Here is a 25317-nt window from a genome sequence, read left to right on the forward strand (position 1 = left end):
CGCTGTCCAGCGTTCGATGCCGGTGAGTGATCAGGGCGAGCGCTGCTCGGCTGACTGACCGGTCAGTCTCTTGCCGAGTGCGTTGATGGGCGGACCGGGACACTCCGCCCGTCCATTGATGTCGCCTCAGGTCCTGCGGTGCGTACAGCGACAAAGGCCGAAACGTCGCCCATATGGGCCAGGCGGGTGGCCATTCCATCTCGCAGTCCGGGAGCATCGCATGGTCACGCGCAGAACGTTCCTGTCCGGTTCGGCGGCCGCAGCGGTGGTCGGCGTCACTTCGGAGCCCGCCGCCGCGGCTGGGACACCGGCCGACAACGCGTCGATGCGTCCGATCGACCGGCAGTCCGTCGTGGCCCGCCATCGAGTCGTGCGCGGGAAACTCGACACGCAGAGCCCGCTGCAGGTCGGCAACGGCAAGTTCGCATTCGGTGTCGACGTCACCGGGCTGCAGACGTTCGTCCCCTTCAACACCATGTCCGACTGGGGATGGCACAGCTTCCCGCTGCCGCCCGGCCAGGAGCCGTCGGACTTCCGCGGCCAAGCCTGGGACACGCACGGCCGCCCCGTCGACTACCCGATCCCGAATCCGGACCAGCCCGAGCTGTCGTCGTGGCTCTACGCCAACCCGGCCCGTATCAACCTCGGACGTATCGGTCTTGAGCTGGTCATGCCCGACGGCCGCGCCGCCGTCGCCGACGACATCAAGGGAATCCACCAGGAACTCGACCTGTGGACCGGCGTCGTCGACAGCCGGTTCGAGATCGCCGGTGAACCGGTGCACGTCCGCACCTGCTGCCACCCCGACCGCGACACGGTCGCGGTGGAAATCGACTCGCCGCTCGTCTCTGCCGAGCGTTTGGCGGTCTTCCTCGACTTCCCTTACGCCGATGGGCAGGAGTTCGCCGCGTATGTCGGCACCTACGGTGCCCCCGACGCCCACGAGACGACGGCGACGACGCGCGGGCGCAACCACGCAGACATCACACACCGCATGGACTCCACCGAGTACCACGCCGCGCTCGCCTGGGAAGGCCACGGTGTGTTCACGGGCCCGGGCTCCAGCGCCGGAGAGCTCGTCATACGCACCGCGCGGTACGGCGCCGACGGTCATTGGGCCGATGTCACAGACAAGCTCGTGCAACTGGTCACGGACAACTCGCTCCTCCTCCTCGTCAACTACCTGAACCTCGGCGACCCGGCGCCCGGCATGGCGAAGCGCCTGGTGCTCGGCTACACGTACGCGGGTCAGGACCACGACATCGTGGTCCCCGACGACGAGAACGTGTCGATCGGAGCAGCGGCCGACCGGCATCGCTACCGCCTGGCCGGCGACCATCACGCCGGCCGGCTCCGGTTCACCTGCACGTTCGCGCCCACGCGGTCCGGGTCGGTGCCGACGTCCAGCGCGACCTTCTCGGCGAGCACGCGGGCCTGGCGGCAGTACTGGCTCTCCGGGGGAGCGGTCGACCTCTCCGCCAGCACCGACCCGCGCTGGCGGGAGCTGGAACGTCGTGTGGTGCTCTCCCAGTACCTGATGCGCGCGAACGAGGCGGGCTCGCAGCCGCCGCAGGAATCCGGGCTCGTCAACAACGGCTGGAACGGCAAGTTCCACATGGAGATGTACTGGTGGCACGGCGCGCACTGGGCGTTGTGGAACCGCTGGCCGCTGCTCGACCGCAGCCTGGACGTCTATGAAGGCTTCCATGAACCGGCGCGCGAACGCGCGGAGTCCCAGGGCTTCCGCGGAGCGCGCTGGCCCAAGTGCACGACGGCCGACGGGCGCGAGTCACCGCACGTCATCCACGCCCTGCTGATGTGGCAGCAGCCGCACCCGATCTTCCTGGCCGAGATGGACTACCGGGCGCATCCCGACAGGAGCACGTTGCACAAGTGGCGCGACATCGTCTTCGACACCGCGGACTTCCTCTCCTCCTGGGCCTTCTGGGACAAGGACACGAGCCGCTACATCCTCGGCCCGCCGATGCACGTCGTCTCGGAGAACACCGACCCCAGGACCACGCAGAACCCGACGTTCGAGCTCGCCTACTGGCGTTTCGGCCTGCGGGTCGCGCAGCAGTGGCGTGAACGGCTCGGCCTGCACAAGGACCGGGAGTGGCAGCGTGTCCACGACGGACTCGCGCCGCTGCCGGTGCAGGACGGCACGTACGTCCTGCACGAAGGCGTCCAGGACATGTGGACACGGTTCAACTACGAGCACCCGGCCCTGATCGGCGCGTACGGCTGGTTGCCGGGCGACGGCGTCGACGTCCCCACGATGGCCCGCACCGCAGAGAAGGTCTTCACCGGCTGGCAGTTCGACCGGACCTGGGGCTGGGACTTCCCGATGCTCGCCATGTGCGCCGCGCGGCTCGGACGCCCGGACGACGCCGTGGACTTCCTGCTGCACCCGGCCGACGGGTTCCAGTTCGACGACGCGGGCCTGGCAACCGGCGGGCCGTTCCCGTACTTCCCGAGCAACGCCGCGCTGCTGTACGCCGTCGCGTTCATGGCAGCCGGCTGGGACGGCGCACCCGACCGGCACGCGCCCGGCTTCCCGGCGGACCGGCGCTGGACGGTGCGCTTCGAAGGGCTGCAGCAGGCCCTGTGAGTTCAGGAGCCGAGCGATGCATGCAGGACGTCCGGCGAGTTCGAGGGCGACGACGGCACGGACGACGGCGGCGATCCGGGTGGTGCCGCGGTGGAGCTTCCGCAGGAGCCGCCGGCATGTGAGGGGTGGCCATGGCGCGTTCACCGAGGCTGCGGAACTTGGCGTGACGGCGGTTGTGACGCCGGCGTCGGCCGTGCAGGTTCCCTGGCCCGCTGAGAGGGGCGGGTGGGACTCGAACCCATTCAAGTGACGCCTCTCACCGGAAACGTTCATGCTCCGCATCGGGGCATGAACGTTTCCGCGCCGGACCTCCTTCATGGCAGCGGCACCGGGCGCGATCCGCTCCTTCCGGGGCGGTCGTTACCATGCTCCGTGACCGAATCCCTGACCGAACCGACGGACGCGGCGGACGAGCCGCAACCCCGCCCCCGGATATTCGCCGACCTGACCCCGCTGCGGACCTCCCCCGACTACCGGCGGCTCTGGTTCGGGAACACGGTCTCCTGGGTCGGGCAGGGCATGACGTCGCTCGCCGTCTCGCTCCAGGTGTACGACCTCACCGGCTCGGCCTTCTCCGTCGGTCTCATCGGATTCTGCTCACTCGTGCCGCTGGTCGTCTTCGGACTGTACGGCGGAGCCGTCGCCGACACCCTCGACCGGCGCAAGCTCGGGCTGGTCAGCGCCTTCGGATCGTTTCTGCTGTCGGTGGGGCTGGTGACCGTCACGGTGGCCGGGCTGGAGCAGGTCGGGCTGCTGTACGGGGTGGTCGCGCTCCAGGCCGTCTGCTTCGCGCTCAATTCACCCGCCCGCAGCTCGATGATCGCCCGGCTGCTGCCGGCCGAGCAGCTGCCCGCCGCCAACGCCCTGAACTCGATCACCAGCACCACGGGCATGCTCGTCGGACCGATGCTCGGCGGGCTCATCGTCGGCTGGTGGGGCTACCGGGCCGCGTACGGCGTCGACGCGATCACCTTCACGGCCTCGCTGTACGCGATGTGGCGGCTGCCCTCGATGCTGCCGGAGCGGGACGGGGCGAAGGCCGGTGACACGAAACGCGCCTCCGTCATGGACGGGCTGCGGTTCCTCGGGACCCGGCCCAACCTGCGGATGACCTTCTTCACGGACATGTGCGCCATGGTGCTCGCCCACCCCCGCGCCCTGTTCCCCGTCGTGGCCGTGCTCTGGTTCGGGGGCGACGCGAAGACCACCGGACTGCTGGTCGCCGCCCCGGCGCTCGGGGCGCTCCTGGGCGGGGTGTTCTCCGGTTGGCTCGGGCGGATCCGGCGGCACGGGCTCGCGGTGCTGCTCGCCGTCGCGAGCTGGGGGGCGGCCGTCGCCGTCTTCGGACTGACCCGGCAGCTCTGGCTCGGGCTGATCTTCCTGGCGCTCGCCGGTGCCGCCGACACCACCTCCATGGTCTTCCGTAACACCATGCTCCAGGCCGCCGTGCCCGACGAGATGCGGGGCCGGCTCCAGGGCGTGTTCATCGTCGTGGTGGCGGGCGGTCCGCGGCTCGGGGACTTCCTGGCCGGGTCCGTCGCCGACCTGGCGTCCCCCGGCCTCGCCGTGACCGGGGGCGGGATCGCGTGCGTGGTCGCGGTGGCACTGCTGGCACTGCGGTGGCCCGCGTTCGCGCGCTACGACGCGCACCGGCCCGAGGCCTGATCCGGCGGGACCGGCGGCCGTCTGCTGAGCGAAGTCCCGTCAGGCGCCGAGGGCTGCGAGTTCGTGTGCGAAGGGCGGCTCGGCGCCCGCCCGGGCGCAGGTGGCCGCGGCGGCACGGGCGGCGAAGCGGAGAACCTGGTGCCAGCCGTCCTCGGGCAGTCGGGCCAGGGCGTCGGCGGACAGCAGGCCGAGTTCCGACAGGGCGTGCAGAATCGCCGCGTTGACGGTGTCACCGGCCCCGATGGTGTCGACGACCCGGACGGGTTCACCGGGCACCGAGTACTCGTCGCCGCCGCGTGTGCAGACCGTCAGGCCGGCCTCGCCCCGGGTGACCACGACGGCGGCGGGGCCCGCGGCCAGCCAGCCCGCGATGTCGTACCCGAGCCACTGCGCGTCCTCCTCGCTGAGTTTCAGGAGTGAGACGGAGGGCAGCAGCCGACTGAAGCGGGCCCGGTAGGCGTCCGGGTCGGCGATGAGGCCGGCGCGGATGTTGGGGTCCAGGGCGATGAAGCGTCCGAGCCGCCCCTCGCGGCGCATCAGCTCCTCGTACGCGCTCGCCCCCGGTTCGAGCACCAGGGAGCAGGTGCCGAACGACACTGCCCGGGTCTCGGCGGGCAGTGCGGCCGGCAGGGCGAAGAGACGGTCGGCCGTGCCCCGGCAGTAGAAGGTGTACGCGGCCGAGCCACCCGCGTCGATGGCCGCGACGGCCAGCGTGGTCGGCTCCGGCCCCCGCTGCACCAGGTCGAGGCCCACCTTCTCCTCGCGCAGACGGGCGGTCAGCGATGTGCCGAAGTTGTCCGTCGAGATCCGCGAGCAGAAGGCGACCGGGGAACCGAGACGGGCCAGCGCGACGGCCGTGTTGTACGGCCCGCCGCCGCGGGCGGGCAACAGCGGGGCCGAGGCGTCCCCGGCGGTCTCGGGCACCAGGTCGATCAGCGCCTCACCGGCGACGACGATCACGGCAGGGGTTCCTTTCGGACGGCAGGGGTTCCTTTCGGACGGGGATGAAGTGACCCGCGCCAGTCACGGGGCGGCCACGGTGATGAGCACCTTGATGTGCTCCGGCGCCAGCGAGGCGGCGAAGGCCTTGTCCGCTTCTTCCAGCGGATAGGTGGCGGTGATGATCGCGTCGGTGTCGATCACGCCCGAGCCGATCAGGCCGAGGGCGGTGCGGTAGTCGTCGGCGGTGTACATGAGGGTGCCCTCGATGCGGATCTCGCGGTCCTGGACGAGGTCCAGCCGGATCGGGGTGGGGCCCGGGGCTCCGACACCGACGACGATGATCCGGCCGCCCTTGGCGACGAGGTCGATGGCCTGGGCCATGGACTGTTCACGGGCGACGCAGTCGAAGACCACGTCGGCCGGGCCGTCCAGGACGGCATGCGCCTCTGCGGTCAGGTCGGCCGCGTCGGCCGGGAGTGCGCCGTCGGCGCCGAGCTGCAGGGCGCGCTCCCGTTTGGTCTCCAGCAGGTCGGTGGCCACGATCCGCGCGGCACCGGCGTGCCGTGCCGCGGCGATGACGAGCAGCCCGATGGGCCCCGCGCCGAGGACGGCTACGGTGCGGCCGGTGAGGTCACCGGCCTTCGCGACGGCGTGGACCGGGGTGGCGAGCGGCTCGACGAGGGCGGCCTGGAGGTCGGACATGGCCTCCGGCACCCGGTGGACGCGGTCGGCGGGGATCGTGAAGAGGTCGGCCATGCCACCGGGAGTCTGGCAGCCGAACACCTTCAGCTGCCGGCAGATGTTGTAGCGGCCCGAGCGGCACTGGGCGCACGTGCCGCAGTACAGGTTGGGCTCGACGATCACCCGCGTGCCCGGGGCGAAGTCCCCGGCTCCTTCGCCGGCGGCGGCGACCACGCCGACCACCTCGTGTCCGGGCCGGTAGGGCAGGTCGATGAAGGGGTGGTGGCCGCGGGCGGCATGGGTGTCGGACCCGCAGATGCCGACGACGGTGCTGCGGACGAGGAGTTCGTTCGCGCCGGGCCGAGGTGCCGGCACCTCCTCGATGCTGATGTCGTCGATGGACCGGACGAGCACGCGGCGATTGCGCTGAGACATGGTCAGGGGGATCCGTTCGGTGCGGAGTTCGGGGCAGCGCTGTCCGGGCGAGCGGCCGCTGCGGGGGAATGGAAAGGGAGGAGGGGAGGGCGCCGGCGGTGGCGATCGGGCATCACGGCATCCCGGTGACCGCCGCCGAGGCCCTCGCCCCTCATCCGGCCGGCAACGATGCCCAGCCGGCCAGGTACTACGGCTGCCGTGTCATCTCGGCACTCCGGTCCGGCGCAGCCGGTGCTGCCCGGACCCGCCGTACGGCGGTCTCCCGGATCGAGGTGATCGCGACCGTCAGTGTGATGGCGGCGAGGAACATCACGTAGAACGACGGAGCGAGTTCGTTGCCGGTGGAGGTGATCAGCCAGGTGGCGACGTAGGGGACCGTCCCGCCGAACGCCGAGACCGCCAGGTTGTACGGAATGGCCATCGCGCCGCTCCTGATCCGCGCGGGGAACTGCTCGGCCATGGCCGCACTCAACGCGCCGTCGAAGACGGCGATCAGGAGACCGAGGATCAGCATGCCGGTGATCGCCGCCGCGACACTGCCTTGCGACATCAGGTAGAAGGCCGGCCAGGTGAGTACGACGAAGCCGGCGCTGCCCGCGATGAGCATCGGCTTGCGGCCGACGCGGTCGGAGAGGGCACCCATGAACGGCACGGCGATCGCGGTCACCCCGATGGCGACGGTCGTGGCCGTGAAGCCCTCCATCGTGCTGAACCCGAGTTCGCTGGTGAGGTAGCTCGGCAGGAAGGCCACCAGCGCCCAGTGCCCGATCGCCTTGAGGAGCAGGATGCCGCACAGCACCAGCATGGCCTTGTAGCCGGTGCGGAACGCCTCCTTCGTCGGCGACTCCGACACGGCGCCGGTGTCCTCCAGCTCGCGGAACGCCGGGGAGTCCTCCAGCTTCATCCGGACGTAGAGGCCGACGAGGCCGAGCGGGAGCGCGATGAGGAAGGGGATGCGCCAGCCCCAGTCCATCATCTGGTCGTTGCTGAGCACGCTGATCAGTACGAGCACGAGCCCGGAGCCGGCGACGGACGCGACGAACCCGATGGCGTCCATCCAGCTCGTCATGAACCCGCGGCGGGTGCGCGGTGAATGCTCGAACAGCAGCGCCACCGCGTTGGAGGTCTCGCCGCCGGCACCGAAGCCCTGCACCATCCTGGCGATCACCAGGAGTACGGGGGCGAGCATGCCCACGCTGGCGTACGTCGGCAGCACGCCCATCGCGAACGTCGCACCCGAGGTGAGCAGGACGACGATGACCAGGGTCCGCTGCCGGCCGATGCGGTCGCCGAGCGGTCCGAAGAAGAGTCCGCCGAGCGGCCGCAGGACGAACCCGATGGCAGAGACGGCGAACGTGGCCAGCAGTGCGGCCGTCGGATCGCCGGAGACGAAGAAGTTCGCGGCGAGAAAGGTGGCCAGCAGCCCGTAGGTGCCGACGTCGTACCACTCGATGAAGTGACCGATGCCCGCGGCTACGAGAACCTTCCGGGCCTCCGGGGATATCTTCTGGCTTTCCGCCGCTGCGTTGCTCTGCACTCTGTGCTCCTGAGGTGTCACGGCGCCGGTGACGTAACGAGGCCGCCCTGCGCTTGAATGGTGCTCCGAAGTTCCTTGCTGTCGAGCTCTCGCGGCTGCTTGCCGCTGTTCGCGGCGAGCGCCGCGGCGACACCGGCGGCCTGACCGGTCGCCGCGCACGTGGCGCCGACCCGTGCCGATCCGAGTGCCTCGCGGTCCACCGAGATGCACCGGCCGGCCACGAGCAGGCTGTCCGTCTCCTGCGGCAGCAGGCTGCGGTACGGGATCTCGTAGGGGAGGGGCACGAACATGGCGTGCACCCCGACCTCGCCCTCGGCCGGGTGGACGTCGATCGGCCAGCAGCCGACCGCGATGCCGTCGTCGAACCGTGCGCTGGCACGGACGTCGTCGCCGGTGAGCGTGTACGCCCCGACGAGGCGCCGGGTCTCGCGCACGCCGATCTGGGTGCTCGTCTGTAGCAGCCGGCCGTCGGCGAACGCCGGGCTGTGCTCGCGCATGTAGTCGAGCAGCACGACGGAGTCCTTGCGGCCCCGGAGTTCGGCACGGGTGAGTTCGTCGGCGTCGGAGGCGTCGCCGACCACGCGCGTGGTGTTGACCCAGGCGATGTCCTTCTCCATGCCGCCGAACCAGGGGCCGCCGAACGGCGGCAGTTCGCCCCGGACCCGCGCGGCCCGCATGGCGTCGACGTCCAGGTCGATGTCCTTGCGGGTGGAGGCGACCTGCCCCAGCAGCGGTTCCTCCAGCAGCGTCGCCTCCGGGCCGATGGGGATCCGTACCGGTACGGCGTGCTCGCGATCCGGATCCGGCTTCACGTTGCCCACCCGGAACGGCATCGTCATCGGCTGCAGGGTGTCGCCCTTGACCCAGTCGGCACCGGCACCGGCCATGATGTCGCCGTTGCCCGTGCAGTCCACGGTGACCTTGGCGAGGATGGCGCGGCGGCCGTCGACGTTCTCGACGAAGACGCCACGTACGGCACCGTCCTCGACGATCGGGCGGGCGCCCCAGCTGTGCAGCAGCAGCCCGACCCCCTCGGCTTCGAGCATCTCGTCGGCGACGCGCTTCATGACCTCCGGGTCGGAGTTCAGCACCCAGCCGTCGCCGTCGACGGCACCGTCCTGCTTCGCGGCGCGGGCGAGCCACTCCGCGGGGACGCCCTCGACGCAGCGCTGGTAGGGGCGCAGCCAGGAGTTGTAGCCGGCGAGCGTGAGGACCATGCCCGCGGTCCACATCCCGCCGAGGAAACCATGCCGCTCGACAAGGAAGGTGCGCGCACCGGCCCGCGCCGCGGCGACGGCGGCACATACGCCGGCCGGTCCGCCGCCGACGACCAGGACGTCGACGTCGGCCACGACGGGGACCTCCCGGGCCTGTTCGTGGATGGTCCGCTGCGGCGTTCCTGTTTTCGGCATCGCCATGTTCCTTTCAGTTCGCTTCATGTCGGTCGTCGCCGCCGGCCGAGGCGCGGGCCTTCAGCTCCGGCGGCAGGTAGAGAGTCGTGGCGGGGGCGGTCGAGCCCTGGATGCGCTCGAACAGCAGGTCCGCGGCCCGCGCGCCGATCTCGGTGGCCGGTGGGCGGACGCTGGCCAGCGCGGGCTGGAGGTACGCGGCGAACGGCAGGTCACCGTGGCCGATCACCGCGACCTGTGTGGGCACGTCGATGCCCTTCTCGGTCAGCGCCCGGTACAGGCCGAGCGCGAAGTAGTCGCTCCCGGTCAGTACCGCCGAACCCGGTTCGAGCCTGCTCGCCAACTGCTGGGCGTGCCGATAGGCGGCGCCCGGTTCCCACGGCGTCGCCCGCCGCCCGGGTGCCGGTGGCGGCACCAGCGTGACGGTGTCCTCCTGTACGGGGAGGCCGTGTTCGGCGAGTGCGCGGTGGAACCCGGCGCGCCGGTCGGCCGCCGAGGAGTACGGCACGTCCTCCTCCATGAGATGGAGGGTGGCGGCGCCGTGGTCGAGGAGATGGGATGCGGCTTCGTAGGCGCCACGCTCGTGGTCGACACCGACGAAGTCGCAGTTGAGGCCTTCCAGCCCGCGGTTGACCAGCACGATCGGCACCCCGGAGTCCTGCAGCCGTTGCCAGTGGGCGGCACCCGCCTGGACGGGGATCACCACGGCCCCGTCCACGCCCCACCGCAGCAGTGCCTCGGCCGCTTCCCGCTCCGTCTCCGGATCTTCCTCGGTCACCATGAGCAGCAGCGAGTAGCCGTTCGCACGGCAGCGTTCCTCGACGGCGCTGATCAGGAGCGCGTAGAACGGGTTCGCCGGGTGGGTGATGACCATGCCGAGGGTCATCGCGGCACCGGAGACCAGCGATCTGGCCATGGAGTTCGGTACGTAGCCGAGCCGGTCGGCCTCCGCACGGATGCGCGTCCTCAGCTCCTCACCGACCGAGTCCTTGCCCGTCAGTGCCCGCGACACGGTTTTCGCGGAGACCCCCAACGAGTCGGCGATCGTCTTGAGTGTGACGCGCCCGGCAGCTCGCATCGTGTTCCCTTCGCAGCATGGGCAGTTGTTAGGTAAACGTTTACCTCAAAGAGCGCGATCCGCGCTATGGGCAAGGGTGGGTAAACGTTTACCCAAACTGCGCGGTTCCGCAGGGGGTAAACGTTGGGGTCAGCGATTACCTTAAGGAGCCTTCACCCTGTCGTCAATGGTCCGCAGCCGATCTCCGGCGGTGGGCGGAGGAAGGCGCTGCCGACCGGTCTTTCGTCACGGGCGGACCCAGCTGGTCTTCGTCACGGGCGGACCCAGCCGGTCTTCGTCATGGTGCAGGGGAAGCTGGTCTTCGTCACGGGCAGGGGCAGCCGGACGCGGCAGCAGGGCGACTCCGGGAAGCCGAGTCGCCCTGCAGGTACCTCGCGCGACGGGTCAGACGTCCTTGAGCTCGGGCATGTCCCCGCCGGTCGTCGTGCCGTCGATCAGCGAGAACGCGGCACCCTGCGGGTCGGTCAGCGCGGCGAACCGGCCGAACGGCATCGTCATCGGGCCGAACCGGAGCACCGCCCCGAGCGACTTCGCCTTCTCCACCGCCGCGTCGCAGTCCGCCACCGTGAAGTACACGTGCAGATGCGGTGGCACCTCGGGCGGGAAGTCCTCCGTCATCTTCATCCGGCCGAGCACGGGGTCCGCGCCCAGGTCGTACAGCGTGAAGTCGATCGCGTCGTCCTCCACGCGCTTCACTCCGTACCCGAAGACCGCGGGGAAGAAGGCGTCGGCCTTCTCCGGCTCCCGGGTGAAGATCTCGGCCCAGCTGTAGGCACCGGGCACGGCCCGCGCCTCGAAGCCCTCATGGGTGCCCGCCTGCCAGACGCCGAACGCGGCTCCGCTCGGGTCGCTCGCCAGCACCATCGTGCCGAACTCGCTGACCTGCATCGGCTCCACCAGGACCGTGCCGCCGTGCTCGCGGACCTTGGCGGCGGTGGCCGCCGCGTCCGGCGACGCGAGGTACAGACACCAGGCGGCGGGTACGTCCTGGCCGGGCATGGGCGGCATCAGGGCGGCGACCGCCTTGCCGTCCACGTAGGCCTGCGTGTAGTTGCCGAACTCGGGCAGCGAGTCGCCGTACGTCCAGCCCAGCACCTCACCGTAGAAGCGTTTCGCCCCTTCGATGTCGCCGAACGTCGCGTCGGCCCAGCACGGTGTGCCCTCTCGTTCCGCGGCCATGACCGGTCATCTCCTCACGTGTGAACGGCCCCTCTGCCACGCTAGCCACCCCTCGCGCCTCCTGCGCGTCGGACACGGTCAGTGGCCCGGCCGGTCCGCCCGGACGACGGAGCGGGCGACGCCCAGGTCCACCAGGTCCTGCGGGCGCAGCCGCAACTGGTCGGCCGTGGCGTGCACCTGGTCCGCGGGGCGCTTCAGGATCGCCGCGGCGAGCTCCGGGGCGATGACGGAGAAGTAGCTGTCCGCGGTGACGTGGGTGTTGTCCGGCGCCGCGAGGGCCAGCGCCCCGCCCGAGCCGCCCTCGCCGATCACCAGCGTCGTGACGGGGGCCCGGGCTGCCGCGATCGCCGCGAAGGCGTCGGCGATGGCCGCGCCCGCACCCGCCCGCTCCGCCTCCGCGTCGTTGGCCGCGCCCGGGGTGTCGACCAGGGTGAGGACCGGAATCCCCAGCCGGTCGGCCAGCCTGATCACCCGGGCCGCGCTGCGGTAACCGGCCGGGCGGGTAGCCGTGCCGCACTGCGCCACGTACGCGACCGGCTCCCCCTCGTGCAGCCCGAAGCCGCAGAGCAGCCCCGGGTCCGTGCCGCCGCACCGGTCCCCGCTCAGGGGGAGCCGCAGGGAGAAGTAGGCGTCCAGGTACGCCTCGGCACGCGGCCGGGACGCCGACCGGGCCCGGAGCACCGCGTCCCAGCCGGTCCGGGGCAACCCCGCCGAGGAGAGCGCGGCCGGGACCGGGGCCGGCGCGGGCGGGGTGTCGCGGTGGGCGAGCAGCCGGAGCCAGTGGCCCACCGCGGCCGGCAGCTCGCCGGGCGGGACGACCGCGTCGATGTGGCCACCCGCCAGCTGGCCCTCGGCGGTGTAGGCGCCGGGGTCCGCGTCCGCCGGCCGCACCCGGGAGCCGGCGAACCCGACCTGCGCCCCCGGGAGCGCCAGGATGACGTCGGCGCCCGCCCCCAGGGTCGCCCAGCCGCCGCCGGTCGTCGGGTCGCGCAGGACCGCGAGCTGCGCGGGCCCGGACGCGCGCAGCCGGGCCGAGGCCCGGGCCACCCGGTGCAGCTGGGTGAGCGCGATCATGCCCTCCTGCATCCGGCTGCCGCCCGTGGCGATGAGCGAGACGAGGGGCAGCCGCTGGGACATGGCCTCCTCGTACGCCGCCTCCAGCCGGTCGCCGGTGCGCTGCCCGAGTGAACCGCCGAGGAAGCCGAACTCGAAGGAGATCAGGACGCAGGGCAGGCCGCCGACGGTGGCGGTGCCGTGGACGACGGACTCCTGCTCGCCGGTGCGGGCGGTAGCCCGGGCCCGGGATTCGGCGTAGCCGGACCAGTCGAGCGGTCCGTCGGCCGCGGTGTCCCCGGCGGGTGCGGCGGACTCGGTGAAGTCGGCGGTGAGGGCGGCTATCGCCTCCCGGGCCGTCAGGCGGTCAGCCATGGAGGGACCGCTTCATGATCTTGCCGAGGTCGTTGCGCGGCAGGCTGTCCAGGTAGCGGACCGTGCGCGGCCGCTTGTGCGGGGAGAGCTGGGCCGCGACGTGGTCCGCCAGGGCGGCGGCCGTGGGCGGGGCCGCGGGGTCGGCCGGCACCACCCAGGCGACGACCCGCTCGCCCAGGTCCGGGTCCGGCTCGCCCGTGACGGCGGCCTCCCTGACGCCCGGGTGGTCCAGGAGCGCGTTCTCGATCTCACCGGCGCCGATCTTGTGACCGCCGCTCTTGATCAGGTCGGTGGCCTTGCGGCCGACGATCCGTACGTACCCGTCGGGGTCGAGCGTGGCCATGTCACCGGTCCGGAACCAGCCGTCGGCGGTGAGTGCCGCGGCGGTGGCGTCGGGGCGGTTCAGGTACTCGGTGAACAGGTTCGGGCCGCGCACCTGGATCTCGCCGATGGACGCGGGGTCCGCCAGCGGGGTGCCGTCCTCCTCCACCAGGCGGAGTTCCACGCCGCGCAGGGGGGCGCCGACCGTGCCGGGGCGTGGTTCGCCGTCGGCCCGTACGCCGGTGTTCATGAGGGTCTCCGTCATGCCGTACCGCTCGATGACCCGGCGGCCGGTCGCGGCCGCGATCCGTTCGTGGTCGTGGACCGGCAGCGCGGCCGAGCCCGAGACCAGCAGCCGGGCGCCGGCGAGGGCCTTCGCCAGGCCGTCCGGCCCCGACGGGTCCGCCAGCGCGTCCGCCAGCCGGTGGTACATCGTCGGCACACCGAACAGCATCGTGCCGCCGGAGCCCAGCTCCCGGACCACGCCCTCGGCGGAGAACCGGCCCAGGTGCCGTACCGAACCTCCCCGGCGCAGCGGGCCGAGGACGCCGAGGATCAGGCCGTGCACATGGAACAGCGGCAGGGCGTGGACGAGGACGTCGTCCCCGGTCCACTGCCAGGCGTCCTCCAGCGCGTCCAGCGAGGCGGCGATCGCCCGGCGCGGCAGGACGGCTCCCTTGGGCGGGCCGGTGGTGCCGGAGGTGTACACGACGAGGGCGGGAGAGTCGGGGGACGGCTCGGGGAATCCCGCGGCTGCGGCCCCGGAACCCCCGTCCGTGGTCACGTCGAGTCGTTCGAGGGCCGCCAGGGCGGGCGGCAGCACGTCCGAGGCGGCGGCGAGCACCGTCGTCGGTGCGCTGTCGGCGACGATGTGCGCCAGTTCCCGTTCGCCCGTTTTCGGGTTGAGCGGTACGGCGGGCACGCCCGCCCGCAGCGCGGCCACCACCGCGACCACGGTCTGCGCGGTGGGCGTGGCCCATACCGCGACCCGGTCCGCGCCGGCGATCCGGGACGCCAGCGCATCCGCGGAGGCGGCCAACTGTGCGTAGGACAGGGAGACTTCGTCGAACCGGACGGCTTCGCGGGCGGCCGCCGGGGCGGACGCGTCCTGGAGTGCAGGCAGAAGTGGCATCACCCTGCGAACCCTAGAACGCCGAAGCGATTCCCGTCCCGCGCCTCAGGCGTCCCGCTGGATGGTGCGCATCCGCCCGTACGCGTACACGCAGCCCGCCAGCGCCAGGTCGGACAGCAGCATGAAGCCGATCGAGTAGGAGCCCTTCGAGCTGTAGATCGCCCCCATCACCAGCGGTGGCACGAAGCCGCCGAGGCCGCCCATCGCGCCGACGATGCCGGTGACGCTGCCCACCTTCGCTTGGGGTGTCACCTGGGAGACCAGGGCGAAGACGCTGCCGCTCGCGGTGCCGAGGCCGGCCGCCATGACGAGCAGGGCGATCGTTCCGCCGGGCATCAGCGTCGGGTCGAAGGCCTGGACGATGGCCATCAGGGCGGCCACGCCGAGCGCCGCAGAGGAGACCAGAGCCGGGTGCATCCGGTCCGAGAGCCAGCCGCCGATCGGCCGGAAGATGACCGTGACCAGGGCGAATCCGGCGGCCTTCGTGCCGGCGTCGGTCGGCGAGAGTTCGTACCAGGTCTTCAGGTACGTCGGCAGGTAGACGCCGAACGCGACGATGCCGCCGAAGCCGATCGCGTACAGCGCGGACAGTTCCCAGGTGACCCGGAGCCGGCCCGCCGCACCCAGTCGGTGGGCCAGCGTGTCGGTCGGCACCTGGCGGCCCGGCCGGTCGTTGACCAGCACCGCCGCCAGCGCCGCGTACACCACGAGCGCACAGGCGACCACGAGGAACGGCAGGTTGTCCCCGTGCTTGGCGATCCGCGGGGTGAAGTAGCCGGACAGCGCGACGCCCCCCATGCCCATGCCGAACACCCCGAGCGCGAGGCCGCGGTCGGCGGGCGGGAACCACGAGTTGACCAGCGGGATGCCGATCGCGAACGTCGTTCCGCCCAGCCCCAGCAGAAAGCCCACGGCCAGCATCGCGCCGTAGGAGTCCTTCGCCGGGATCAGCAGCAGCACCGGCACGACGGTGAGTGCCGAGATCAGCGTGAACATCAGTCGCGCACCGTACTTGTCGGTGAGCGCGCCCACCGGGATGCGGCCCAGCGAGCCGACGAGCACGGGCACGGCGACCAGCAGGGACTGCTGGAACGAACTCAGGCCGAGCCGGTCCTTGTAGTCGGAGGACATGGGCGCGATCAGGTTCCACGCCCAGAAGGTGAGCGCGAACCCGACCGTGGCCATCACGAGATTGCGGTAGGCGGCGCCGGAGGGCTTGTCGGCGGCCGGAGACGGTGACTGCTTCACTGCTGTGTCCACACGGCCAGTCAAGAGGGGAAGCAGGCCGCGAGCCCGTCGGGTTACTCCGAACGAGGGGCCCGTAACCGGGGCCCGCAAAGGGTGGCCGCCGTCCCCGCAGTCGCGATCGGCCCGGAGCTGGGACAATCGCGGTATGGACCGTCTGGACAGGGAAATCCTCGGCGTACTCCAGGAGGACGCGCGGATCTCGTACCGGGATCTGGGGGTACGGGTCGGACTCAGCGCCAACGCGGCCGCCGACCGGGTGCGCCGGCTGCGCCGGGACGGCGTCATCCGCGGCTTCACCGTGATCATCGACCCCGCCGCCGACACCCGGACCGGGCTCGTCGCCTTCATCGACGTGACCCTGCGCACGGACACCACCAACGAGGTGTTCGAGCGGGCCGTGCTGACCCTGCCCGGCATCACCGAACTGGTGCATGTGACGGGCGGGCACGACTACCTGGTACGGGCCACCGCGGCCGACACCGCGGCGCTGGACGGCCTGCTGCGCAGACTCAAGCGCGAGGCGGGCGTCGCCCACTCCAGCACCAGGATCGCGCTCAGAGCGGCGCCTGCCAGATAACGGTCGACGAGCGCGAGCCGTCCGGTTCGCGGCCGTCGTCGGCGACCGCCAGCCGGACCCCGGCACGGCCGTCGGGCAGCACGGCCGTCGCGTCCACCTCCACCTCGATCGTCGAGACCCCGGTCCGCCGGTGCGCGGCCGCCAGCGCGCCGCGCAACGCGGCGAGCAGTTGCCCGTCCACCGGTTCGCGCACGAGCGCGTCCACCGCACCGGTGAAGTGCACCGAGGGCTGGAACCCGAGCAACGCGGCCGCGCCACTGGTCTCCAGCATGACCCGGCCACGGAAGGTGGTGGGCGCGTCGGCCGGGGGCTGCTGGAGGGCGAAGATGGTGGTCCGGACCTCCTGGATCGTGGAGTCCAGCTCGTCGACGGCCCGGATGAGCAGCTCGTCCGTCTCCCCGGCATCGGCCCGGCGGCGGGTCGACTCCAGCATCATCTCGGTGGCGAACAGGCGCTGGACGACGAGATCGTGCAGATCGCGGGCGATCCGGTCCCGGTCCTCGTACACCGCGAGCTGTTCGCGGTCGTGCTGGGAGTCCGCCAGGACCAGGGCGAGCGCGGCCTGCGAGGCGAACTGGGAGGCCAGCAGCCGGTCCACATCCGTGTACGGACGGGCGCCGCGCCGCCGGGGCAGGGCGAGGGTGCCGATGAGCCGCCCGCCGCTCTGCAGCGGCAGCATCATGCTGGGGCCGAAGCGGGACCGCACCGGCGTCGTCATCCGCGGGTCGGTCGCCGAGTCGTCGACGAAGACCGCCTCGCCGCCCAGCAGCTGGACCAGGACGGGGGAGCCGGGCGCGATCGCTGTGCCCACGAGACCGGCCGGGTCCTCCAGGGTGGACGCGACGACGATCTCCATGCCGCCCTCCTCGTTCGGCTGGAGGATCACCCCGGCCGACGCGTCGCTGAGGATCCTCGCCCGTTCGGCCACGGTCATCAGGGCGTCGGAGGCGTTCTCGCCGGTCAGCAGCGTGTTGGTGACCGCGGCCGCGCCCTCGATCCAGCGCTCCCGCTGCCGGGCGCTCTCGTACAGCCGGGCGTTGCCGATCGCGATGCCGGCCTGCGCGGCGAGGACCCGGAGCAGCGTCATGTCGGTGTCGCTGAAGTGGCCGGCGCGCTTCTCGGCGAGGTAGATGTTCCCGAACACCCTGTGGTGGACGCGGATCGGGGAGCCGAGGAACGAGCGCATCTCGGGGTGGCCGGGCGGTACGCCGCAGGAGCGCGGATCGGTGGTCAGGTCGTCCGAGCGCAGCGGCTGCGGTTGCTCTATGAGCGCGCCGAGCAGGCCCGTGTGCCCGTCGGGGAGGCCGCCGATGGCGGCCTGCTCGCTCTCGCTCAGCCCGGTGACGTACAGCTCGCTGATGGTGCCGCTGCCGGGGTCCAGGACCCCGAGCGCGCCGTAGCGGGCGTCGGTGAGCGCGGTGGCGGTGTCGATGATCTGCTGCAGGGTGGCGCGCAGTTCGAGGTCGGAGCCGACCCGAAGCACCGCCTCCAGCAGCATCAGCAGCCGCGGTGACCGCGGGACTCCGAGGCGGGGCGACTCCTCGCGCGGTTCGTCGGTCATCGGCCGGACCCGCGGGAGTCAGCCGGCGAGCGGGTCGAGGACCATGGGGCTGATCTTGCCGTCCAGCATGGCGCCGAGCCCGAGTACCGAGCAGACGTCGGGCCGCTCGGCGATGTGCACCGGCACGCCGGTGGCATCGCGCAGCATCTGGTCCAGGCCGGGCAGCAGCGCGCTGCCGCCGACCATCATGATCCCGCTGTCGGCGAGGTCGGCCACCAGATCGGGCGGGCAGTCCCGCAGGACCTTGCCCAGTCCGTCGAGGACCGCCGTCAGCGGGCGGTGGATCGCCTGGCGCACCGCGGCCGTGTCGACCTCGACGGAGCGGGCCAGCCCGGTCGCCACGTCCCGGCCGTGGATCTCGGTCGCTGAGGGGCCGTGCGGGGTCAGCCCGTTGCCGCTGAGGGCCAGTTGGAGGGGGCGGACGGAGTGGCTGGGCAGCACCAGTTCGTGGTGCTGGCGCAGATGCTGGATCACCGCGTGATCGATGGCGTCGCCGCCGATGGGAATGCGTACGGCGGTCACGATCGAGCCGAGCGAGAGCACCGCGATCTGGGTGGTCGCGGCCCCGCAAACCATGATCATGGTGGCGGTCGGCTGCTCGACCGGCAGTCCGCAGCCGACGGCCGCCGCGATCAGGGTGTCGACGAGCTCGACCCGGCGGGCGCCGAGTCCGACCAGGGTCTCCACAGCGGCGCGCTGGGCGAGCGGGTCGCTCTCGTGCGGGATGCAGGCGGCGGCGCGCAGCCAGGGCTTGCGGCGCAGCTGGCGGCGGAGCTTCTCGCCGAGCAGGTGGCGCAGCATGCGCTGGGCCATCTCGATGTCGACGACGGTTCCGCCGGAGACCGGGCGGACCACCCGGATGTAGTCGGGGGTGCGGCCCGTCATCTGTTCGGCGAGCACGCCGACGGCGATGAGCGAGCCCGTACGGGTGTTCACGGCGGCGGCGCTCGGCTCGTCGACGACGAGCCCGAGCCCCTTGACGTACACCCGGGTGCGGGCGGCCCCGAGGTCGACGGCGACATGGCAACGGCGCAACTGCTCAAGGCTGACGGTCACAGGTTCTCCCGAGAGCGCTGATGGGGGACCGACGGGCAGCCGGTTCTCTTCGCATCGTGCGCCGTTCGGGGGCATCGTGCGCGTTGGGATACGCCGGAGGAGGTACGGAGCTGACGGCGTGTCGGCTACGGCTCCGGGGTGCGTCAGCCGGGCAGCAGCCGCTGGAACAGCCCCCACGTGAACTCGGCGACGTACGGGGTGCCGGTGGCCGCGTCGGTGATCGCGAGGGCCCAGCGGGTCGGCGCGCTGCCCTCCATCGGACGGGCCGGCGCGAAGGCCCGGGCCACCTCGTTCACGGTGCACGACCAGGGCCGCAGACCCTCGGCCCGCCCGAGCACGGGGGCGGCCGCGCCCGGGGCCCGGACCAGCCATTCGTTCCACACCGCGCCGCCCGGCGCCACCATCACCTCGAACCGCAGGTCCGGCCAGAGCGGCACCGGCCAGAACAGCGCGTCGCACTCCAGATCGCCGACCGTGCGGCGCAGGGAGAGCTCGGGTTCGCCGAGCACCGAACGGTAGCGGCGCAGCGCCCCGCGTCCGCGCGGCGCCCGCGCCATCGCCTGCCAGCGGCGGTTGGCCTCACGCATCTCGGCGAGACCGGCACTCAGTTCGTGCCGGGCGTCCTCGACGAGGCCGGGCTGGTGGTCGGCCATCCGGCGGAGCAGGACGAGTTGGAACTCACGGGGGCCGAAAGGGGCGGCAGCAGTCATGGAATCAACGGTTCCACACAGGATCTTCACCTGAGCTGCTTTCTCCGTTGTCCGGCGGGCATCTAATCTGCGGGCGCCATGGATTACTGCCAGCCCTGTCAGCGTCATCTCAACGGCGCCCTGGCCTGCGCCGGATGCGGAACCCCCGCTCAGGCGTTGAGCCCCTACGCCGCGCCCGCGTCGTTCGGCCACGAGCCGGACACGCGGGACGAGCAGGCCGTGCCGCCCCCGCCCGGGGGCCGTCGCCGCCGGGAGCGCGATGCTGCCCGGACGCGGGGCGCTGCGCGTGGGGGACGCCGTCCAGGTCGCAGGCGCGCGGTACCCGAGGAGCGGCCGGGCCGTGGCCGCCGCGGCCGCAGCCGGCGTGGCCGTGCGGTGCTGCTGGGGCTGCTCGGGGTGGTCCTGGCGGCCGGTGCGCTGAGCCTGGCCGAGCTGACGGCCGAACCGGACGGCGGCGACGGCGCCTCGGACTACGTACGCGAATCGACGTCCGCCACCACCGCTCCCGCCCCGGAGCCGCCGGTGAGCGACACGGCCGAACCGCCCGGACCGGTGCGGACCCCCACGGGCAGCCCCTCGGCGGTCCAGGCCACCGACGTCCACCCCTCGGGGGGCACCCGGACCGGCCGGGCCACGGGCGAGGCGCGTCCTGAGGGTGCCGGCTCCGCCCCGGCGGCCTCGGCTCCGGCCTCCGTACCGTCGTCGGCGGTCCCGGCGCCCACCACCGGCGGTCCGTCGGAGCCGGGCGATGCGGGCGATGAGCCGTCGCCGTCCGCGACCCCGCCGCTGCCCACGCCCACGCCCACGCCGACCCGCACCCCCAGGCCGTCGCCGACCCCGTCGGACGACACCTGCTGGTTCCCGTGGTTCTGCTGAGGCCCTGAGGGCTCAGGCCGTCCCGGCCGGCGGTTCCACGCCGAGCATCCGGCGCAGCAGGTCCCGCAGCACCGCGCGGTCGGAGTCGGAGAGGCCGGCCAGGGGCTCGCGGGCGAAGTCGAGGGAGTCGCGGAGCTCCCGGGCCGTTCGGGCGCCCTTCTCCGTGGGCGCGGCCAGCTTCACCCGCCGGTCGGCCGGGTCGGGCCGCCGCTCCACGAGGCCGCGTGCCTCCAGACGGTCGACTATGCCGGTCACGTTGGACGGTTCGCACTTCAGCTTCTGGGCGATCCGGCGCATCGGCAGCGGGTCCAGGGAGAGCAGCCCGAGGACCCTGGCCTGGGCGCCGGTGAGGCTGTGGGCGGCGGCGGCCAGCTCGTACTCCTCGTAGTAGCGCGCCACGACGGCGCCGATCAGCTCGACGACTTCGAGGGTCAGCGGGTCCGTACGAGGGGTGGCCATGACACCCAGGATAGCCGGTTACTTGACAACATGAAATATCCAGGCGCATGGTTGTTTCATGTGGTGAAGCTTTTCTGTCTGGTCTTTTCCAGCTCCGTGAACGGCTTCCCGCACCCGCTTCCCGTACCCCCTTAGACATCGAGGAGATCCGAGCCCATGTCTGCAGCTCTTCCCACGTCCAGCCGTGAATGGCACCTCGTCGCCCGTCCGCACGGCTGGCCGACGGCCGAGGACTTCGCGCTGCGTGAGGCTCCTGTCGCCGCTCCCGCCGAGGGCCGGGTCCTCGTCCGCAACCTGCACTTCTCGGTCGACCCGTACATGCGCGGCCGGATGAACGACGTGAAGTCGTACACCCCGCCGTTCAAGCTGGACCACCCCATGGAGGGTGGCGCGGTCGGCGAGGTCGTCGCGTCCAACGCCGAGGGCTTCGCGGTCGGCGACCACGTCCTGCACGGGCTCGGCTGGCGTGAGTACGCCGACGTCCCGGCCAAGCACGCGGTGAAGGTCGACGCCTCCCTCGCCCCGCTCTCCGCCTACCTCGGCGTGCTGGGCATGACCGGGCTCACCGCCTACGCGGGCCTGTTCGACGTGGCCTCCTTCAAGGAGGGCGACGCGGTCTTCGTGTCCGGCGCCGCCGGTGCGGTCGGCAGCCAGGTCGGACAGATGGCGAAGCTCAAGGGCGCCTCGCGCGTCATCGGGTCCGCCGGCTCCGACGAGAAGGTCAAGCTGCTCGTCGAGGAGTACGGCTTCGACGCCGCCTTCAACTACAAGAACGGCCCCGTCGCGCAGCAGCTGCGCGAGGCGGCCCCCGACGGCATCGACGTCTACTTCGACAACGTCGGCGGCGAGCACCTCGAAGCCGCGATCTCCTCGTTCAACGTGCACGGCCGCGCGACGATCTGCGGCATGATCGCCCAGTACAACGCGACCGAGCCGACCCCAGGCCCGCGCAACCTCGCCCTCGTCATCGGCAAGCGGCTGCGCCTGCAGGGCATGCTCGTCGGCGACCACGCCGATCTCCAGGGGCAGTTCGTCCAGGAGGTGGCCGGCTGGCTGGCCTCGGGCGAGCTGAAGTACCGCGAGACGGTCGTCGAGGGCATCGAGAACGGCTTCGACGCGTTCCTCGGTCTGCTCCGCGGCGAGAACACCGGAAAGATGATCGTCTCCCTCGGCTGAACTGCCGCTCCGGGCACCCGATAGGCTCGTCCCAGGCCGTCGCGGTCGTGGGCGCGAGTCGCGGCGCATCAGCAGGAGGAATCCTCAAGCATGAGCATTCAGGACATAGCCGTCGCGTACACCGCCGTCGCCACCGCCGAGAACGGCCGTGACGGCCGGGTCTCCTCGGACGACGGCAAGCTCGACGTGGTCGTCAACCCGCCGAAGGAGATGGGCGGCAGCGGCGCGGGCACCAACCCGGAGCAGCTCTTCGCCGCCGGTTACAGCGCCTGCTTCCAGGGCGCGCTGGGCGTGGTGGCCCGTCAGGAGAAGGCCGACATCTCCGGCTCCACGGTCACCGCCGCGGTCTCCATCGGCAAGACCGAGGCCGGTGGCTTCGGTCTGGAGGTCGCGATCACCGCGACCATCCCCAACGTCGACACGGCGACCGCGCAGGCGCTCATCGAGAAGGCGCACCAGGTGTGCCCGTACTCGAACGCCACGCGCGGCAACATCAAGGTGGCGCTCTCGGTCGTCTGACCGCCCGCACCACCCGTACGCAGCCGAGGGCCGCACCCACCAGGGTGCGGCCCTCGGCCTTTTCGTTCCCGGGTGTTCGGTACCCCGGACATTGTTCGGAATTCTTGCGCGACCCATTGACGCGCAAGCGCTTCGATTTTACGGTCCGTTCGAAGTTACGAGCAGTATTCGGTATCTCGAACAGTGAGGGCGGGCATGGGACGACCTGGCCTGAATCGCAGGCAACTGATCACGGGGCTGGGTGGCGGGCTGATGGCCGGGCTGCCGCTGATCATCGTCTTCGTCTTCTTCCAGCGCCAGTTCGTCAGCGGCGTCGCCCACACCGGCCTCGCAGGCCAGTGACACGTACCGAGACACGTACCGACACCACCCCGAAGGAAGTCATGACCCGCACCGCCCGCTTCACCCTCGACCCGGCCTTCACCGTCGGCGATGTCGACCCCCGTCTCTTCGGCTCGTTCGTGGAGCACCTCGGCCGCTGCGTCTACGACGGCATATACGAGCCCGGCCACCCCTCGGCCGACGAATCCGGCCTGCGGACCGACGTGCTGGACCTGATCCGCGAACTCGGTGTCACCGCCATCCGCTACCCCGGCGGCAACTTCGTCTCCGGCTACCGCTGGGAGGACAGCGTCGGCCCCGCCGACGAGCGCCCGCGCCGCCTCGACCTCGCCTGGCGCTCCACCGAGACGAACCGCTTCGGCCTCTCCGAGTTCATCGCCTTCTGCAGGAAGACCGGCCCGCAGGCCGAGCCCATGATGGCCGTGAACCTCGGCACCCGGGGCGTCCAGGAGGCCATCGAACTCCAGGAGTACGCCAACCACCCGGCCGGCACCGAACTCTCCGAACGCCGCATCGCGCACGGCGACAAGGACCCCTTCGGCATCAAGCTGTGGTGCCTGGGCAACGAGATGGACGGTCCCTGGCAGACCGGCCACAAGACCGCCGAGGAGTACGGCCGGATCGCCGCCGAGACGGCCCGCGCGATGCGGCAGATCGACCCCTCCGTCGAACTCGTCGCCTGCGGCTCCTCGGGCCGGTCCATGTCCACGTTCGCCGCCTGGGAGGCGACGGTCCTCGCCGAAACCTACGACCTCGTCGACTACGTCTCGCTGCACGCCTACTACGAGGAGCTCGGGGGCGACCGCGACTCGTTCCTGGCCTCCGCCGTGGACATGGAGTCCTTCATCGAGGACGTCGTCGCCACCTGCGACCACGTCGGGGCCCGGCTGAAGTCCACGAAGAAGATCAACCTCTCGTTCGACGAGTGGAACGTCTGGTACATGGCCCGCAGCCAGCGGGAGGCGGAGGCGAACCCCCTCGACTGGCCCGAGGCCCCCCGCCTGCTGGAGGACAACTACTCCGTCACCGACGCCGTCGTCCTCGGCACCCTGCTCATCGCGCTGCTGCGCCACGCCGACCGGGTGACCGTGGCCTGCCTGGCCCAGCTGGTCAACGTGATCGCCCCGATCATGACCGAGCCCGACGGCCCGGCCTGGCGGCAGACCACCTTCTTCCCGTTCGCCCAGGCCGCACGGCACGGCCGGGGCCAGGTCCTGGACGTACGGGTGGACTCGCCCACGTACGGGACGGCCAGGTACGGCGAGACGGACCTGCTGCACGCCACCGCCGTCCGCGACCCGGAGACCGGCGCGGTCACCGTCCTCGCGGTCAACCGCGGCCAGGACGCGGCCCTCCCGCTCGAAGTCGCCCTGCACGGGCTCGACCTGACGCAGATCGCCGAGCACCAGGTCCTCGCCGACGCGGACCCGGACGCCCGCAACACCCTCACCGAGCCCGGACGGGTCGCCCCGCACCCGGCGACGGGCACGGTGCTCGACGGGGGAGTGCTGCGGGCCACGCTGGAGCCGATGTCCTGGAACATGATCCGCCTCGTCTGACCTCCGTACAGGGGCCCGCCCCGGTCCCGTTACGCTGACGCCATGCGTGATCCAGGGGCGGGCCTCAACTATCTGATCAAGGGCCAGCGCTGGGTCGTCCGGCACGGCCGATGGTTCGGCCTCGGGCTGCTGCCCGGCCTGATCACCCTCGTCCTGTACGCGGGCGCCCTCGTCGGCCTCGGCTACGGGGCCGATGACCTGGCGGACTGGGCGACCCCGTTCGCCGACGACTGGTCCTCGCCCTGGCTCGGCCTGCTCCGCAACACCCTGACCGTGCTGGTCTTCGCCTTCGGCCTCTTCCTGGCCGTCGTCACGTTCACCGCCGTGACCCTGCTCGTCGGGCAGCCCTTCTACGAGTCGCTCTCCGAGGAGGTGGACCGCGCCGAGGGCGGCAAGGTCCCCGAGTCCGGGCTGCCGCTCTGGCGGGAGCTGTGGATCTCCGCCCGCGACAGCGTGCGCATCCTGGCGCGCGTCGCGCTGTACGCCGTCCTGCTCTTCGCCCTCGGATTCGTCCCGGTCGCCGGCCAGACCGTCGTCCCGCTCCTCGGGTTCTGCGTCACGGGGTACTTCCTCGCCGAGGAACTCACCGCCGTCGCGCTCCAGCGCCGCGGCATGGTGCTGAAGGACCGGCTCGTCCTGCTGCGCGGCCGCCGGCTGCTGATCCTCGGCTTCGGCGTCCCGCTGGGGCTCGCCTTCCTGGTCCCGTTCGTCGCCGTCTTCCTGATGCCGGGGGCCGTCGCGGGGGCGACGCTGCTGGCGCGCGACCTGGTGGGGGAGGAGAGCACGGGGACGGCGCCGCCACCCCCGCGCCCCTGA

Annotated in this window: 21 protein-coding genes and 1 pseudogene; 9 read left to right on the plus strand and 13 right to left on the minus strand. The window is 71.8% G+C overall.

Annotated elements, in window-relative coordinates:
- The first annotated feature begins 220 nt into the window (after positions 1-220).
- A complete protein-coding gene (locus tag ACIBJG_RS05425) occupies positions 221-2611 on the plus strand; it encodes a DNAJC11 domain-containing protein (protein WP_399304147.1) in 2391 nt (796 codons plus the stop codon).
- A gap of 372 nt (positions 2612-2983) precedes the next feature.
- Positions 2984-4276: an MFS transporter gene (locus tag ACIBJG_RS05430; RefSeq protein ID WP_399304149.1), complete on the plus strand. Its 1293-nt coding sequence runs from the start codon at positions 2984-2986 to the stop codon at positions 4274-4276.
- Between the two features lie 39 nt (positions 4277-4315).
- Here ACIBJG_RS05430 and ACIBJG_RS05435 read toward each other — a convergent pair whose 3' ends face one another.
- From ACIBJG_RS05435 to ACIBJG_RS05475, 9 genes are all read right to left on the minus strand, one after another.
- On the minus strand, positions 4316-5236 hold the full coding sequence (locus tag ACIBJG_RS05435) for a carbohydrate kinase (protein WP_399304151.1): 921 nt from the start codon (positions 5234-5236) through the stop codon (positions 4316-4318).
- A 63-nt stretch (positions 5237-5299) separates the two neighbouring features.
- The gene (locus tag ACIBJG_RS05440; protein ID WP_399304153.1) at positions 5300-6334 is read right to left on the minus strand and encodes a zinc-binding dehydrogenase; all 1035 of its coding nucleotides are present in this window, start codon (positions 6332-6334) and stop codon (positions 5300-5302) included.
- A gap of 187 nt (positions 6335-6521) precedes the next feature.
- Positions 6522-7871: an MFS transporter gene (locus ACIBJG_RS05445; RefSeq protein WP_399304155.1), complete on the minus strand. Its 1350-nt coding sequence runs from the start codon at positions 7869-7871 to the stop codon at positions 6522-6524.
- 17 nt (positions 7872-7888) lie between these two features.
- The gene (locus ACIBJG_RS05450) at positions 7889-9283 is read right to left on the minus strand and encodes an FAD-dependent oxidoreductase (protein ID WP_399304157.1); all 1395 of its coding nucleotides are present in this window, start codon (positions 9281-9283) and stop codon (positions 7889-7891) included.
- 13 nt (positions 9284-9296) lie between these two features.
- Positions 9297-10358 carry a LacI family DNA-binding transcriptional regulator gene (locus ACIBJG_RS05455; protein WP_399304160.1) on the minus strand — a complete coding sequence of 354 codons (1062 nt, stop codon included), beginning with the start codon at positions 10356-10358 and terminating at the stop codon, positions 9297-9299.
- A gap of 384 nt (positions 10359-10742) precedes the next feature.
- Entirely contained in the window at positions 10743-11537 is a 795-nt protein-coding gene (locus tag ACIBJG_RS05460; protein WP_399304162.1) for a VOC family protein, read from the minus strand.
- A 78-nt stretch (positions 11538-11615) separates the two neighbouring features.
- Positions 11616-12965, minus strand: coding sequence for a carboxyl transferase domain-containing protein (locus ACIBJG_RS05465; RefSeq protein WP_399304164.1), 1350 nt, complete (start codon positions 12963-12965; stop codon positions 11616-11618).
- Positions 12958-14418: an acyl-CoA synthetase gene (locus ACIBJG_RS05470; protein WP_399304166.1), complete on the minus strand. Its 1461-nt coding sequence runs from the start codon at positions 14416-14418 to the stop codon at positions 12958-12960. The genes ACIBJG_RS05465 and ACIBJG_RS05470 overlap by 8 nt, the downstream gene beginning before the upstream one ends.
- 45 nt (positions 14419-14463) lie before the next feature.
- Entirely contained in the window at positions 14464-15678 is a 1215-nt protein-coding gene (locus ACIBJG_RS05475; RefSeq protein ID WP_399304168.1) for a nitrate/nitrite transporter, read from the minus strand.
- Positions 15679-15811: 133 nt separating this feature from the next.
- On the opposite strand from ACIBJG_RS05475, the gene ACIBJG_RS05480 reads away from it, so the two are divergent.
- Complete coding sequence (locus ACIBJG_RS05480; protein ID WP_399304170.1) at positions 15812-16243, plus strand: Lrp/AsnC family transcriptional regulator; 432 nt, start codon at positions 15812-15814, stop codon at positions 16241-16243.
- Here the strand turns inward: ACIBJG_RS05480 and ACIBJG_RS05485 are convergent.
- The 3 genes from ACIBJG_RS05485 to ACIBJG_RS05495 form a co-directional block, all read right to left on the minus strand.
- Entirely contained in the window at positions 16221-17804 is a 1584-nt protein-coding gene (locus ACIBJG_RS05485; RefSeq protein ID WP_399304172.1) for a GAF domain-containing protein, read from the minus strand. The two genes, ACIBJG_RS05480 and ACIBJG_RS05485, sit on opposite strands and share 23 nt — an antisense overlap.
- A gap of 18 nt (positions 17805-17822) precedes the next feature.
- On the minus strand, positions 17823-18860 hold the full coding sequence (locus ACIBJG_RS05490) for a rod shape-determining protein (RefSeq protein ID WP_399304174.1): 1038 nt from the start codon (positions 18858-18860) through the stop codon (positions 17823-17825).
- Between the two features lie 143 nt (positions 18861-19003).
- Positions 19004-19570 (minus strand): hypothetical protein, encoded by a 567-nt coding sequence (locus ACIBJG_RS05495; protein WP_399304176.1) that lies wholly within the window; start codon positions 19568-19570, stop codon positions 19004-19006.
- A gap of 78 nt (positions 19571-19648) precedes the next feature.
- Here ACIBJG_RS05495 and ACIBJG_RS05500 point away from each other — a divergent pair, with 78 nt between their 5' ends.
- On the plus strand, positions 19649-20446 hold the full coding sequence (locus ACIBJG_RS05500) for a hypothetical protein (RefSeq protein ID WP_399304178.1): 798 nt from the start codon (positions 19649-19651) through the stop codon (positions 20444-20446).
- Positions 20447-20458: 12 nt separating this feature from the next.
- Here ACIBJG_RS05500 and ACIBJG_RS05505 read toward each other — a convergent pair whose 3' ends face one another.
- Positions 20459-20905 (minus strand): MarR family winged helix-turn-helix transcriptional regulator, encoded by a 447-nt coding sequence (locus ACIBJG_RS05505; RefSeq protein WP_399304180.1) that lies wholly within the window; start codon positions 20903-20905, stop codon positions 20459-20461.
- Positions 20906-21061: 156 nt separating this feature from the next.
- Between ACIBJG_RS05505 and ACIBJG_RS05510 the strand changes: the two genes are divergently transcribed.
- The 5 genes and pseudogenes from ACIBJG_RS05510 to ACIBJG_RS05530 all read left to right on the plus strand — a co-directional run bounded on the left by ACIBJG_RS05510 (position 21062) and on the right by ACIBJG_RS05530 (position 25317).
- On the plus strand, positions 21062-22081 hold the full coding sequence (locus ACIBJG_RS05510) for an NADP-dependent oxidoreductase (protein WP_399304182.1): 1020 nt from the start codon (positions 21062-21064) through the stop codon (positions 22079-22081).
- Positions 22082-22171: 90 nt separating this feature from the next.
- The gene (locus tag ACIBJG_RS05515) at positions 22172-22600 is read left to right on the plus strand and encodes an organic hydroperoxide resistance protein (protein WP_399304184.1); all 429 of its coding nucleotides are present in this window, start codon (positions 22172-22174) and stop codon (positions 22598-22600) included.
- Positions 22601-22837: 237 nt separating this feature from the next.
- A pseudogene (locus ACIBJG_RS05520) lies at positions 22838-22942 on the plus strand (carbohydrate ABC transporter permease); the annotation flags it as partial.
- A 41-nt stretch (positions 22943-22983) separates the two neighbouring features.
- Positions 22984-24501 carry an alpha-N-arabinofuranosidase gene (locus ACIBJG_RS05525; RefSeq protein WP_399304186.1) on the plus strand — a complete coding sequence of 506 codons (1518 nt, stop codon included), beginning with the start codon at positions 22984-22986 and terminating at the stop codon, positions 24499-24501.
- Positions 24502-24543: 42 nt separating this feature from the next.
- On the plus strand, positions 24544-25317 hold the full coding sequence (locus ACIBJG_RS05530) for an EI24 domain-containing protein (RefSeq protein WP_399304188.1): 774 nt from the start codon (positions 24544-24546) through the stop codon (positions 25315-25317).

The organism is Streptomyces sp. NPDC050422 (assembly GCF_044458665.1).
In the GTDB taxonomy this organism is placed as follows: domain Bacteria; phylum Actinomycetota; class Actinomycetes; order Streptomycetales; family Streptomycetaceae; genus Streptomyces.